This window comes from Cupriavidus sp. C2SS-8b (genome assembly GCF_057073745.1).
Genome location: NZ_CP172717.1, coordinates 691,380 through 704,950 on the forward strand (window position 1 = coordinate 691,380; position 13,571 = coordinate 704,950).

The 13,571-nt window shown below is 66.2% G+C and carries 13 protein-coding genes; 8 read left to right on the forward strand and 5 right to left on the reverse strand.

The genetic code is table 11. The features are described 5' to 3' along the window. Positions 1–90: 90 nt before the first annotated feature. Positions 91–963: a LysR family transcriptional regulator gene (locus tag ACIGJB_RS20100; RefSeq protein ID WP_483734052.1), complete on the reverse strand. Its 873-nt coding sequence runs from the start codon at positions 961–963 to the stop codon at positions 91–93. A 161-nt stretch (positions 964–1,124) separates the two neighbouring features. Here ACIGJB_RS20100 and ACIGJB_RS20105 point away from each other — a divergent pair, with 161 nt between their 5' ends. Then, the gene (locus ACIGJB_RS20105; protein ID WP_483734053.1) at positions 1,125–2,597 is read left to right on the forward strand and encodes an amidase; all 1,473 of its coding nucleotides are present in this window, start codon (positions 1,125–1,127) and stop codon (positions 2,595–2,597) included. Positions 2,598–2,662: 65 nt separating this feature from the next. Next, positions 2,663–4,105: a short-chain fatty acid transporter gene (locus ACIGJB_RS20110; RefSeq protein WP_483734735.1), complete on the forward strand. Its 1,443-nt coding sequence runs from the start codon at positions 2,663–2,665 to the stop codon at positions 4,103–4,105. Positions 4,106–4,181: 76 nt separating this feature from the next. Here ACIGJB_RS20110 and ACIGJB_RS20115 read toward each other — a convergent pair whose 3' ends face one another. After that, positions 4,182–4,415 carry a hypothetical protein gene (locus ACIGJB_RS20115; protein ID WP_483734054.1) on the reverse strand — a complete coding sequence of 78 codons (234 nt, stop codon included), beginning with the start codon at positions 4,413–4,415 and terminating at the stop codon, positions 4,182–4,184. Between the two features lie 221 nt (positions 4,416–4,636). Between ACIGJB_RS20115 and ACIGJB_RS20120 the strand changes: the two genes are divergently transcribed. Together ACIGJB_RS20120 and ACIGJB_RS20125 are read left to right on the forward strand one after the other, a co-directional pair. Further along, positions 4,637–4,921 carry a hypothetical protein gene (locus tag ACIGJB_RS20120; RefSeq protein WP_483734055.1) on the forward strand — a complete coding sequence of 95 codons (285 nt, stop codon included), beginning with the start codon at positions 4,637–4,639 and terminating at the stop codon, positions 4,919–4,921. A gap of 85 nt (positions 4,922–5,006) precedes the next feature. Beyond that, on the forward strand, positions 5,007–5,363 hold the full coding sequence (locus ACIGJB_RS20125; RefSeq protein WP_483734056.1) for a hypothetical protein: 357 nt from the start codon (positions 5,007–5,009) through the stop codon (positions 5,361–5,363). Positions 5,364–5,392: 29 nt separating this feature from the next. On the opposite strand, the gene ACIGJB_RS20130 is transcribed toward ACIGJB_RS20125, so the two are convergent. Together ACIGJB_RS20130 and ACIGJB_RS20135 are read right to left on the reverse strand one after the other, a co-directional pair. After that, on the reverse strand, positions 5,393–5,635 hold the full coding sequence (locus tag ACIGJB_RS20130; RefSeq protein WP_483734057.1) for an isochorismatase: 243 nt from the start codon (positions 5,633–5,635) through the stop codon (positions 5,393–5,395). A gap of 422 nt (positions 5,636–6,057) precedes the next feature. After that, entirely contained in the window at positions 6,058–7,908 is a 1,851-nt protein-coding gene (locus tag ACIGJB_RS20135) for an ATP-binding protein (protein WP_483734058.1), read from the reverse strand. Between the two features lie 257 nt (positions 7,909–8,165). Between ACIGJB_RS20135 and ACIGJB_RS20140 the strand changes: the two genes are divergently transcribed. From ACIGJB_RS20140 to ACIGJB_RS20155, 4 genes are all read left to right on the forward strand, one after another. Further along, complete coding sequence (locus ACIGJB_RS20140) at positions 8,166–10,196, forward strand: hybrid sensor histidine kinase/response regulator (RefSeq protein WP_483734059.1); 2,031 nt, start codon at positions 8,166–8,168, stop codon at positions 10,194–10,196. A gap of 216 nt (positions 10,197–10,412) precedes the next feature. Beyond that, positions 10,413–11,036, forward strand: a complete 624-nt coding sequence (locus ACIGJB_RS20145; RefSeq protein WP_483714009.1) for a response regulator — start codon at positions 10,413–10,415, stop codon at positions 11,034–11,036. A gap of 13 nt (positions 11,037–11,049) precedes the next feature. Next, positions 11,050–11,712, forward strand: coding sequence for an Hpt domain-containing protein (locus ACIGJB_RS20150; RefSeq protein ID WP_483734060.1), 663 nt, complete (start codon positions 11,050–11,052; stop codon positions 11,710–11,712). A gap of 231 nt (positions 11,713–11,943) precedes the next feature. Continuing rightward, entirely contained in the window at positions 11,944–12,450 is a 507-nt protein-coding gene (locus ACIGJB_RS20155; RefSeq protein WP_483734061.1) for a hypothetical protein, read from the forward strand. 557 nt (positions 12,451–13,007) lie between these two features. Here the strand turns inward: ACIGJB_RS20155 and ACIGJB_RS20160 are convergent. Continuing rightward, positions 13,008–13,436 (reverse strand): FixH family protein, encoded by a 429-nt coding sequence (locus ACIGJB_RS20160; RefSeq protein WP_483734062.1) that lies wholly within the window; start codon positions 13,434–13,436, stop codon positions 13,008–13,010. Positions 13,437–13,571: the final 135 nt, after the last annotated feature.

Below are 13,571 nucleotides of genomic sequence, written 5' to 3' on the forward strand. Positions count from 1 at the left end.
GTGATTTCGGGGGGCTGAGCGTGGCGGGCATTGTAGCGCCGCCGCCCGCAAACGCAGCTGTCAACGCAGTCGCGCTTCGCCGACTTTCCCCTACTGCCATATCGTGCGCAACGCCTCGCACACAGTACGGATGGCCGGCTCGTTCTCACGTTCCTCCGGATAGAGCAGGGCGAGGTTCGAATCGGCGCTGTAGTTTCCGACGAAGACCAGTTCGCCGGCTGCCTGCGCGGCCAGGGCAAGGTCCTCACGCAACAGGCCGACGCCGACACCGGCCGTGACCAGCTCGCGGATCATCAGCTCGTGGTCGGCCAGCACCGATTCGACCGGCGTTATGCCGGCACGTGCGAGGATCTCGTTCAGCAGTTCCTCATGCGCGCTGTGCGGCGTCATGCGAATCCAGGGCAGTCGCGTCAGTTCCTCTGTCGAACGCGTGCGTGCTTCCCAGGCCGCCGGCGCAACGACGCGGAACTTCAGCGGCGCCAGCACCAGCATGCTGGTGCCTTTTGGCGCCGCGCGCGCGACCATGATCGCCGCGTCGATTTCCGACGCTTGCAGCGCCGTGCGCAGCCAGGGCGTACGCCCGACCTGCAAGTCGATTTTCAGCGCCGGACATTGTTGCACCAGCAGTGCCAGCAGCGGCCCGATGCGCAGCATGCCCGGATCGAACATCACGACGCCGATGCGCAGATTCCCTTCGATTTGCCCGTGCAGCGCCTTGGCCGCGTGCAGGAAATCGCCAAACGCCTCCAGCGCCTTCTCGGCGCGCACCAGCAATGCCTGTCCGGATTGGGTCAGCATGACGGAGGCCTTGGTCCGGTCGAACAGTTGCAGGCCCAGGTCCTCTTCCATCTGGCGCAGCTGTCCGCTGACGGCCGGCTGCGTGATGTGCAGGGCCTCGGCAGCCCGGGTGACGTTGCCGAACCGGGCGACCGTGATGAAGGTGCGAAGTTGCCGGATGTCCATGAATTGTTCAGGCGGTCAGACCACAGTGAAGCCCAGCTTATGGACGTCATCAGAAGATGTGATTTCCGCCCGGAGGGTGGCGGCAATTATCCTGCTTTCGACCCGGCACGACAATCCAGCCATGCGACGGCCCGGGCGACCACAATAAACAGGAGACAAGCATGAACAGCACTCACGGCGCCATCGACATCGCCGAGGCCCAAAGCGATTCCCTCTGCGAGCTCAGCGCCACGGAAGCGGTCCGCCTGCTCAGGAGACGGGAGCTGTCGCCGCTGGAGCTGGTCGACGCAGCCATCGCGCGCATCGAGGCGGCCGATCCCCTCATCAATGCCTTGCCGATCCGGCGCTTCGAAGCTGCTCGCGAGGCCGCGCGCGACTTCCCGAAGCCGGACGCCACGACCGCCGAAGCGCCAGGCTGGCTGGCGGGCCTGCCCATCGCCGTCAAGGACTACAACGACCTGTCCGGCACGCCCACCACCTACGGCTCGCCGATCTACGCCGGCAACGTGGCCGCGTACTCGGACCTCATGGTATCCAACCTCGAGCAACGCGGCGCCATCCCGCTCGCCAAGTCAAACGTGCCCGAATTCGCCGGCGCCAATACCTTCAATACCGTCTTCGGTGCAACGCGCAATCCATGGAACCCGGAACTCTCCGCCGGCGGCTCGTCCGGCGGTTCCGCCGCGGCGCTGGCGGGCGGCATGGTGTGGCTGGCCACGGGCAATGACCTCGGCGGCAGCCTCAGGATCCCGGCCAGCTTCTGCGGGATCGTGGGCATGCGGCCGAGCGTCGGCAGGGTGCCGCGCCCATCCTCGGTGATGCCCTACGATCCGCTTTGGGTCGAGGGGCCGATGGGGCGCAGCGTGGCCGATGTCGCGCTGATGCTCGATGCCCAGGCGCATTTCGACATGCGTGACCCGCTGTCGTGGCCCGCCCCGGCGGTTCCCTTCGTGCGGGCCATTGCCGAACCGCGTGCGCCGGCCCGCGTGGCCTTCTCCACCAACCTGGGTATTGGCAAGGTGGAAGCCGAGGTCGCCGCGCTGTGCCGGAATGCAGCCTTGCGGTTCGCCGATCACGGCACGGAGGTGGACGCCGCGCATCCGGACTTCACCGGGGCCTTCGAATCTTTCCAGACCTTGCGCGCCAATCTCGTGGCCGCGGTGCGCGGCCCGCTGCTCGACGCACACCGTCCGCAGATCTGTGACGAGATCATCTGGAACATCGAAAAGGGCTTGAACCAGACCGGCGCCGATGTCGCCCGCGCCGACCGTTTGCGCGGGGAACTGTTCCAGCGCGTGGCCGCGTTCTTTCGGGATTACGACGTGCTTGCGTGCCCGACGGTCGCCGTGGCGCCGTTCCCGGTGGCGCAGCGCTTCCCGACGCAGATCGATGGGGAGCCGCTGCAGTCGTATATCGACTGGATGTACCTGACCTTCGTGTTGACCCTGACCGGCTGTCCCGTGATTTCCATCCCCGTCGGCCTGACATCGGACGGCCGCCCGGTCGGACTCCAGCTCATGGGGCGCCCCCGTGGCGACTTCGATCTGCTCGGCGCCGCTCACCTGCTGGAGCAGTCGCTCGGCATGGGGTCGCACACGCCGCGTGCCGTGATGGCAGCAGGCCAGCACGCCTAGTCGGAAGGAGATCAGCCATGGCACGACATGAAGAGATTGCTGCGGCCACACCCGTACCGCAGGAGATGCGCGCGGGCGGCGGCATGACTGGCAGCGCCGCACCCGACACGCCGGCGCTCGAACGGCTCGCGCTGCGCGTGACAGCCTGGTGCGAGAAGTGGTATCCGGACGCCTATGTGTTCGTCGCGCTGACCGTGGTGGCGGTTGCGCTGGGGGCGATGGCAATCGGTGCGTCGCCCCGCGCGGTATCCGTCGCGTTCGGCAATGGCTTCTGGACCCTGATCCCGTTCACGATGCAGATGGCGATGGTTGCCATCACCGGCTATGTCATCGCCAGTTCCCCGCCGATGGCGCGGCTCGTCGAGCGTGCGGCGCAGGTGCCGCGCAATGGGCGCTCGGCGGTTGCCTACGTGGCGTTCATCAGCGTGGTGGCGTCGCTGCTCCACTGGGCCATCAGCCTCATTTTCGCCGGATTGCTGGCAAAGGCCCTGGCACGCCGCACGGATCTGCGCATGGATTATCGCGCGGCCGGCGCGGCGGCGTATCTTGGCATCGGCGCGACATGGGCGATGGGGCTCAGCTCATCGGCGGCGCAACTGCAGGCGAACCCGGCCAGCATTCCGCCGAGCTTGCTGCAGATCACCGGGGTGATTCCATTCAGCCAGACCATCTTCCTGTGGCAAAGCCTGGTCGTGACGGCGGTGCTGCTCGTGGTCTCGACGCTGGTTGCATACTGGACCGCGCCGGGGCCGTCGCGTGCGAAGACGGCCGCCGAACTCGGTGTCGTGATCGAGCCGGCCAAACATGCTGCACCCGTCTGCAGGCGTCCCGGCGAGTGGCTGGAGCACAGCCCGCTGCTGACGTTCGCGCTGGTGGCATTAGGGGCGGGTTGGATCTGGCATGAGCTGTCCGGCAAGCCGCTGCTGGTGGCGATCTCGGGACTCAATACCTATAACCTGGTCTTCCTGCTGGTTGGCATGCTGCTGCACTGGCGGCCGCGCAGTTTCCTCGATGCGGTGGCGAGGGCGGTGCCGGCTACCGCCGGCGTGCTGATCCAGTTCCCGCTCTACGGCGCCATCGCCAGCATGCTGACCACGGCGCAGGGGCCGGAAGGCGCGTCGCTGTCGCACCATCTGTCGACCCTGTTCGTCGGCATCTCGTCGGGGGAAAGCTATCCGCTGATGATGGGCATCTATTCGTCCGTGCTCGGGTTCTTCGTGCCGTCCGGGGGAGGAAAGTGGATCATCGAGGCGCCGTATGTCATGCAGGCTGCCAATGACCTCCATGTCCATCTCGGCTGGGCTGTACAGATATATAACGCCGCGGAGGCGCTGCCCAATCTCATCAACCCGTTCTGGATGCTGCCGCTGCTCGGCATTCTCGGCCTGAAGGCACGCGATCTCGTGGGCTTCACGTTCGCACAGTTCCTCACCCACACGCCGCTGGTGCTACTTATGCTGTGGGCCCTTGCCGGCACCCTGCAGTATTCGCCCCCTGTGCTGCCGTAGTGCGATGGCGCCTGCGCTGCACTAAGGCAGCGCAGGCGCCTGCCGGCGTGCATCGCTGCGGCAATCCGCGGGCTTGTCAGTCAGGCTGCGGGCTTTCCGCCGTCACGCGCGCCCAGCCTTGCGGACCATCATCCTTCGCTTCGCGGTAACGCCACATCGCGCCGCAGTCCGTGCAGCGGAATGTACTCAGGGTGACGGTGACCGAGCGCGGAACCTTGCGCCGCTGGGTATCCACGATGCGCAGTGCGGGGTGGCCAGCGACGCCGGGTGTGTCGGGTATCAGTGCGAGACAGTTTGCACAGAGCGACATGCTGGCCTCTTGCATTAGGGAAGGCTCACTGTAGCACGCATCACGATATGGCCTGCATATTCGCATTGCAGGATCGGAAAGGAGTGGCCATAAATGACTTCGCATTGCAAAGCCTTTCTCCGGCACTGTCGCACAGTTGCGATCCCGGGAGAAATAAAGGCACTCACGGCCTGCAACAGGAGTAGAGTGGGCAATACATCGCAAACGCCCCGGAGCGTGTCATGGATGCTTTTCCGACTGCCACTTACAAGGGGTATGACCTTTACCCTCTGGTGTACAGACATACTGCGGAACGGGCCTGGATGGAGCCGAAGCCAGACCGGTCCTTCAACGCAGCCGTCGTGATCTGCCGTGAAGGCGGACAGCCGGAAGGCGAGCAGGCGCGTACCTTCCGTCTTGATGAAACGCCCTGGGACAACGTTGGGGCGGCACGGCGCGCAGTGCTTCGCTATGCCGAGGACATCATCAACGGCGCCATTCCCGGCCAATCCGTCGTTTCCCTCTGAGTATCGTCGACGGGAATTCTCAATCGCGCCCATGAGGTCACTGGGACAACGGCGGCATGAGGCCGCCTGGAGCGCCAGTACAACCATGAACAAAGTCGCGGAGTCATCGAGTTTCCTGTGCACGCTGCCGGGCGCAGGCAAAGGGATTGCCTACCATGTCGCCACCTGTTTTGCCGCGGCGGGACATCCCACCGGCGTCAGGTTCGCCAGCTTTGTCGGAGATGGCAGGCGTTCATTCGGCGTGATGGTGGCAACCGGTTTGTCGCCGGACATGATCCCGCAGAACAGCGAGACACTATGCCGCCTGGCAATCGGGCAAGCGGTCCGGGACCATCTCTACGAAAAGACGCGCGAAGGCGATTCTGTCCTGGATCTGCATGCCGCGCCTTGGGATGGCGAACTGAGGCCGGTAGGCGGGGGTGCACCGGGCCGGGCACGATAGCGCCGGTCCGCTCGGCCCTGCGTTGACGACTATGCCTGCCGGTGCGGCGAGCGCTGCTGGCGCATCCGCGCGACCGCGGTTTCGCCGGCGCGGCGGGCGGCCTTCCTGGCATCGGCTTCAGAGCGGTGCGTGGCGTGCCGCATCGAGACGTTGGCCACAATGCGCTCGGCGCCGTTCCGGTACTCGGCGATCATGTAGTTCGCAAACCAGACACCCGGTTGCTGCTGGATGGGATACACCGAAACGGTGAAGGGTGTGATGTTGAGATTCAAATTGTCTCCTGCTAGTGGCGCGGCCTTGGGCAGCGTCGCGCACGCCATATACCGTGCGTGCTTGCCCGGCATGCGGGCGCCATGGATGAACAGTCAGTGTCGCGTCCCGTGCATCAGGCGCGGGCGGCACAACTGGCGTGAGAGGACCGTGCTTGCGCAAGCCGACGCGCCAGGTACATGCGCGATGATTGCGGAGCGGACGTGCCGCCGGTCGATAGGGTGGTGGGGCGAGTGTCGCCCTGAGGAATCGGGTGTACGCCCGACAGACCGCCAATGCATATTCGATCACGCTGTTGACCGGTGTGGTCTGGCGGCCAGCACATTCAGTCCGACAGGTATCGATGAATGGCAAGTGGGGTCCATGATACCACCGTTGGAAGATCCTTTCCCTGCTGGCCTGTTCCTGGCTGGCCGCTTGCCGGTTACTGAGACGACTGGCGGAACCGGTTGCACTGCACATTCATGGCCTCGCAGATCTCGCACCATCGGTCCGATGCGGGGGCCGGAGACGGCAACGACGTCTCGCCGCAGGGCCACGGAAGGGCCACAGGCGTGGATGCCGGAGCGGGGCCGCCGCCGCAGGCATAAGTGCGCACGGCTTCTCCCAGCACCTGCAATCCGACCGGCTTGACCAGAATGCCGTCCATACCCGCCTGCAGCGCGGCATGGTGATCCTCGGGCACGGCGCTGGCGGTGCAGCCGATCACGGGAATGCGCGCCAGCGCGTCGTTGCGCCCGCGCAGCGCCCGGACGAACGCCAGGCCGTCCATGACCGGCATGGCGCAGTCGCAAAGGATCAGGTCGAACGGATCGTCTTGCCCGGACGCGGGCGTGACCAACCGTGCGAGGGCCTCGCGGCCGTCGGCGGCGGTCTCGACACGGTGGCCCAGGTGTTCGAACTGCCACTTCAGCAACAGGCGGTTGGGCGCATGGTCGTCGACGACCAGGACATGCAGCGGACTGGTGGCTGCGGCGCCAGGCGGCGGCGCGATCGGTCCCGGGGCCGTGGCCGGTGCGCAGGCCGTTGGCAGCCGCAGGCTGACCTGCACATGCGTGCCGGAGCCCGGTTCGCTCTCCAGGCGGATGCGGCCGCCCATGGCCGCGACCAGGCGTCGGCAGATGGCCAGGCCCAGTCCGGTGCCGCCGGATTGCGGGCGCGAGCGGTCGTGCGCCTGCTCGAATGGCTGGAACAGGCGGCCCTGGTCGGCGCGCGCGATGCCGATGCCGGTATCGGACACCGTCAGTTGGATTTCCTGCATGCCCGCATGCACTCGGCCGCCCCGCAGATGCACGCGGACCTCGCCGTGATCGGTAAAGCGGATGGCGTTGGAAACCAGATTGCCAAGGATCTGCCTGAAGCGAAGCGGATCGACCTTGTGCCCGGGCGCGACGCCGGGTTCGATGACCGGTACCAGCGGCAATCGCTTCTGCGCGGCCACCGGCCCAAGCATCTGCAGCACCTCGTCCACGAGTTGCGGCACGCTTGCCGGCACGGCGTGGACGCGCAGTTTGCCGGCCTCCATCTTCGACAGGTCGAGGATGTCATCGATCAGGGCCAGCAATGCCAGCGCCGAATCATGCGCGGTCGACAGCATGCGTTGATCCTCGGGCGGCAGGCCTGGCCGTTTCAGCGCCAGCTCCAGCATGCCGGCCACCGCGTTCATCGGGGTCCGGATCTCATGGCTGACCGAAGCAAGGAAGGTGGACTTGGCGCGGCTGGCGGCTTCGGCGCGCGCCTTGGCTTCGGCCAACTGCGCCAGCATGTCGTGGCGCTCGGTCAGGTCCACCCAGCCGCCGGCCAGGGCCGTCACCGTCTTGCCGGGGCCGGGCAAGGGCGCGACCCAGTTCAGCACGTGCCGCTTTGCGCCCTGGATATGCAGGCAGCGATCCTTGCTGAGCGGGTGGCCCGAAGCAATGACGGCACGATAGTCTTCCGACAGTTCGGCGATATCGTCGATCACGCCCGCAAGCTGTCCCGGCGTGTCCGGCGGCTGGCCGCGCAGCGAAGCCAGCGAGGCCCCGACCAGTTCCTCGTAGCGGCGGTTGCAGGTGATGAGCCGCTGTTCGGCATCGCGCACGTAGACCGGCTGCGGGATGCTGTCCAGCACCGCGGTTTGAAGCGCCAGGCGCTGCCGCAGCCTTGCCGCGCTGGCCTGGCTGCGCGCAAGCCGGCGCCGCAGCACGCGCAGCCGCGCGCCAAGCAGCGCGGACACGAGCAGCACCGGCAGGCACACGGCCAGCCAGAGGAGCGGCGGGGGCAGGGCGGACAGCATTGAGGAGGCAGGCAACCGGGCATGAAGGATCGCGCCGCACGGCATGGAAGTCGCCGGGCGCAATCTCTATCTGCACACTCTATGGATGCCTGCATCGCCGCAGTTTCAGAATCGTCTGAGTTTCTGTGCGGAAATTTCCTATTAGGGTGTGGGCTTCCCATGCCGAGACACCTTGCCAGTAGCCTGTAGTGCGGCGTGCAAGGCACTGTGGAGCGGTATGATTGTTCTGCGCGTCCCCCTTAGCGATGGAGCTTGCGATGCCGACTGCATTGACTGGCCTGCTGGCGGCCTGCCTGGTGCTGATGGGCGCCTGCCTGGCTCGCCTCTATCGGCGCCTGCGCGCGCTGGACAAACAGCGCGATGTGCTGGCTGCCATTGTCGATGCCGCGCCCTATCCGATCGCCGCGCGCGACGAGCATGGCCGTTACATGGTGGTCAACGCGGCGCTCGAGTCTTTTCTTGGCATCGGCCGCGAGAAGATGCTAGGCAGGACCCTCGCAGAGGTCGACTTGGCCGCCAATATCATCGCGGCCGTGGCGTCGCCCATCGGGCAAGCCCAGGCGTCGGGACAGCGCGTCGAGGAAGTCCTGCACGTGCAGGACGCCGCCGGCGACTGGCACGACCTCCTGTTTGCCACACAGCCGCTGCGACTGCCGGATGGCAACGTGGCGTGCGTCGTGTCGGCGACCATCGACATCACCGGGCAACTGGCCGCGGAACGTGCCGCGCTCGATGCCAAGCGCATGCTCGACGAGATCGCCGATGCCTTGCCGGTGGCGTCGTTCCAGCTTTGCGCCGATCCCGACGGCCGGTATTGGTTCTCGTATTTCTCGGCCAAGGCCGAGCGCTACCGCGGCTGGTCGGCCGAGCGGCTGCTCGCGGTGGTGGATGGCCGGTATGCGTCCGTGCTGCCCGACGACCGGCTCAAGATGGCCGAATCCCTGCGCCAGTCCGCGGCCGCGCAGTCGGCAGCCCAGTTCGAGCTGCGCATCCTGGTCGATGGCGAAATCCGCTGGCTGCGGCTGTTCGTCGGCGCGCCCGTGCGGACCGGGTCGGGGCAACTGCGCTGGAGTGGCTACGCCGGCGACGCCACCGACGAACATCGGCAGCTCGACGCGCTGGCCGCAGCGCGCGCGACCGCGGAAGCGGCGGCGCAGGCCAAGGCGCGCTTCCTGGCGACCATGACGCATGAGATCCGCACCCCGCTGGCCGCCGTGATCGGTGCGCTGGAATTGCTGCGCGGCAGCCCGATGAGCGCGCAGCAAGCCTCGGAGGTCGCGCTGGCGGACAATGCCGCGCGCCTGCTGATGGAGATCCTCGGCGGCATCCTGGACTATTCGCGGCTGGAGGCCGGGCAGCTGGAGCTGGAATCGCTGCCGGTTGATCCGCGCGCGCTCGTCGAATCCGTTATGGCCGTCCATCGGCCCGCGATCGCGGCCAAGGGGCTGGCTTTCACGTTCGATGCGGATCCGCACGTCGCCGCGGCCTTGCTTGGCGATCCCACGCGGCTCAAGGAGATTCTGCTCAACCTGATCGGCAACGCAGTCAAGTTCACGGCACACGGCGGGATCCGGGTCCGGCTGGCGCTGCTGGAAGACCAGGGCGAGCGCCAGCGCGTGGCGCTCAGTGTGGCCGATACGGGCGTCGGCATCGCGCCCGAGCAGCAGGCACTGCTGTTCGCGCCGTTCTCCCAGGCGGACAGCACCATCTCGCGCCGCTTCGGCGGCAGCGGGCTGGGCCTGGCGATCTGCCGGCGGCTGGCGCAGCGCATGGGCGGCACGCTGACACTCAGCAGCGAGCCTGGCGCGGGCACGACGGTCTCCCTGTGCGTGGCCTTGCCGGTGGCCGAACCCGTACCGGCGCTTGCGGCGGGAGATCCGGCTGCACCGCAGCCCTTGTCGATCGCGCCCCTCGAAGCGTGCAAGGCCATCCTGGTGGTGGAAGACCACCTGCCGTTCCAGGTCATCATGCGGCGCCAGCTGGAAAAGCTGGGCCAGGACTGCACCGTGGCGTCGGACGGCGAAGCGGCACTGGAACTGCTTGGGCAACACGCCTTCGCCCTGGTGCTCACGGACTGCCAGATGCCCGGGATGGATGGCTTCGAACTGGCGGCCCGGATCCGGGCGTCCGGGCCCGAAGCCAATGCCGACGTGCCGATCGTTGCGCTGACGGCCTCGGTGGGCACCGAGATCGTGCAGCAGTGTCGCGACGCGGGCATGGACGCCTGTCTGGAGAAACCCGTGCGCATGGAAACACTGCGCGCCTGCATTGCCCGCTGGGCGCGTTAGGGCGCATCATGATGCGATCGGCAATGATCGCGGGGGACGAGCTCAAAATCTCAAAAGTGCTTAATTGTTAACGTTTTGTTGAATCGGGAAAAGTCGTACCGGCACTCGGAAATTTCCTGCGCCTGCGCGGAAAAATGCTGAACACAATGGTGTGCCAGACAATAAATGCCTGCCGTTCCCGTTGCAGGCAATGCTATTAGAGACGGAGCCCTTGCCTTGGCCACAATCCTGATCGTCGACGACCACCCCGCGGTGCGTGTCGTGCTGAAGACGCACCTGTCGCAGGTCCTCGGCGTGACGCACGTTCTCGAGGCGGACAATGGCCAGGCCGCCGTCGAAATCGTGCGCCAGTATGCGCCCGACGTGGTGATCCTGGACCTGGACATTCCGCGCATCAACGGACTGGACGTCATCCCGCGGCTGAAGGCAATTCAGCCGACCGTGCGTATCCTGGTGATCTCCGGCCAGGACCAGAACACCTTTGCCCCGCGTGCGCGGCAGGCCGGCGCAAACGGGTTTGTCAGCAAGACCCAGGAGCTGCCGGAGATTGTCCGCTGCGTGGAATCGGTGCTGGCCGGCTACTCGGTCATGCCCGACGCCGCTGTTGGACGCGTGGAAGGGGGCGACGAGGCGGGCCGCCTCGGCAGCCTGTCCGACAAGGAACTGGTGATCCTGCAGATGCTGGCCAAGGGCATGTCCAACAAGCAGATCGGCGAGGTCCTGTTCATTTCCAACAAGACCGTCAGTACGCACAAGACCCGCATCATGGAAAAACTGGGCGCGCGCTCGCTGGTCGATGTCATCGATTTCGCCCGGCGGCACCATATCGCCATCGGGTGAAGAAGGAATTGCCATGCATGACGCATTCATCCTGGCCCAGTCGGGCAGCGCCTGGAGCGAGCGGCTGGCGCAGTGGCTTGGTGACGCGGGTTTGTCCGCGCAATGCGTGACGGCCGCGGAGGCGGACGCGGTCCTTGCCGCTGCGGTCCCGCGCCTGATCGTGGCCGCTCCGGACTTCGTCGCCACGTGCCTGCTGCAGCGCGCGCGCCGGGATGGCGTGCTGCTGGTCTGTGTAGGCCAGGCGCAGGGCGACTTCTGCGACGATGCCCTGGCCGAGCCTGTCACCGAGGAAGCCGTCTTCCGCCTGCTGGCCCGGCATGGCTACCTGGCCATTTCAGGCAGTGAGCGCGCAGGTCTGGCCGATGCCATTGCGCGCCAGTCATTCGGCGATCCCGCGCTTGCCGCGGAACTGGTGCAGGCGCTTGCGACATCGACAGAATCCGACCTCGAAAGGCTCCAGACGGAAGGCGACAGCCTGGAAAGCCTGCGCAGCGTGGCGCATCGCGTGAAAGCGTCGGCACACCTTGTCGACTGCCAGGGCTTCCAACGGCTCGCGCAGAGGCTGGAAAATGCCGCCCGCAGCGGCGATGCCGCGCTGGCCAGCGCGGTGGCCGCGATATTCACCCCGACCGCCCGCGAATTCCACGCCATGCTGGTTGGCGGAGCCGGCGAATAACCCGGGCGTTTGGATTCAGTAATTCACCGGATTTAAAAATCCATTGCCGGAATTATTATTATTTAAATTCCGCGTCGAAATATTAATATAAAGAATTAAATCGGTCTTTATATGAGGGTGCGGAATGAATAGCGGAGGCCCGCGTCCCGGGTAATGGCTTCTCGTCGCGCGTCGCGGCCCTCCAGGTATTTTCCCTTCGGGTTTCCATTCACGCTTGTCTGGGGACGGGTCATGACTCATGCCATGGCGGCCATGCCGGAATCCTCCTTTTACTTCCATCTGGCCGGGGTGGCAATGCTGCTGCTGGCCGTGGGGGTGGCACATGCAATGTGGTTCGTGTTTTCCCGTGCCGACGGACGGCGCGGGCGAGCGATGCAGCTAGCCGCCACCGGGACGCGCTGGGGGCTGGCGCTCGGGGCAACGTGGACGGCGATTCTCTACGGCAACGGCGCCTGGGAGCGCGCGGACGCCCACAACTGCCGGCGCCTGCCCACGCCCGACGCTTCGGCGCGCTACGAGGCCGAGTATTGCTACCTTTCCGAGCACAAGGTGCTGGTGCGCGTGTACAGCGCCCGCCGCAACGTCCTGCTGGCCCAGCGCACGTTCGCGAACTCCGGCCCTGTGCACCTGCACTGGGACCGCGGCGTGCTGGTCTTCGACCCGGGCGCCGTCGACGGCAAGGGCCGGCTCGTGCTGCCGCCGAGCTTGCGCGACCGCTTGCTGGCACGCCTGCCCTGAGCCGAACCTTGCGATGCATGGATGCGTATCGCGGTGGCTGCAGCGGTATGATGCCGTCACCTGCGCATTGACATCAAACAAGGCATGAATCGACGCGATTCCCGACGTGAGCCGATCATCCGGGCCAATCCTGCAATCGCCGCGCGATGAGCAGCCGGCCGGATCGATACCAGGGCGACTATGTCGCCTGGACCGGTGGCTGCATGTTCATCGGCACGGGCGGCGGACCCGTGGCGCCCCACGCGCATTACGCGATCCAGCTGGTCATCGCGGCCCCGTCGGGTCTTCGGGTTCAGTCGGGCCAGCGCGGGCCACTGATGCCTTGCCAGGGGGCGCTGGTGCCGTCCCGCGCGGTGCACAGCATCGATGTCTCGTCATGCGACTGGACCGCCGTGTTGTTTATCGAACCGGAGACACCGGCGGGACGCGCGCTGTCGGCGCGCATGGGCGGACAAGTCGAGTTGCTGGGCGACGATGCGCTGGACGGGGTGCTGAACCGGCTCGAGCAGGCATGGCGGATGACCAGAAACGTGGAGGCGGTGCAGGAGGTCGCGCGTTCACGGGCGCTGCGACCGCGGATCGACGACGATGTTGAAAGCCACCTGATCGGGGCCTGGCTGCGCGCGGATGGCAAGCTTGAGGTCCCACCAGCCACGCATGCTGAACTTCATGCCTTCGAGCAGGTAGGTACCGTCGTCGACTTCGCGCGTCACGCGCGGTTGAGTGGGGTAGCCGTGGCCGTGCTGCGGCATGCCGCCCGCCACCGAGAATTGCGCGCCGTGCACGGGATGGCCGTCCGGCGTCGTCAGGCGGACCTTCCAGCTGTGCATCTGGTTGACCGCGGGCGACGGCGTCGGCGCGACGATCGCGACCTGGTAGCGGCCGGCGTCGGAAGACTTGTCGCGGGAGAGGTCAAGGTCCTGTGGCGGGGTCGTGCAGCCGTAGCCGGCAAAGAGGAAGGAGAGCATTGCTAACGTGCGAACCATGGGGCGTTCCTGGAAAGGGGATGTCGGTCCGCAGATTGTCCAGACGCGTGCTCTCCAACGCTTGAACGAAGCGGCTGTTCGGGCAGCCTTTTCATTCAAGACAGCAGTTCGCTTTACCGCCGTAAAGGGGGAAGT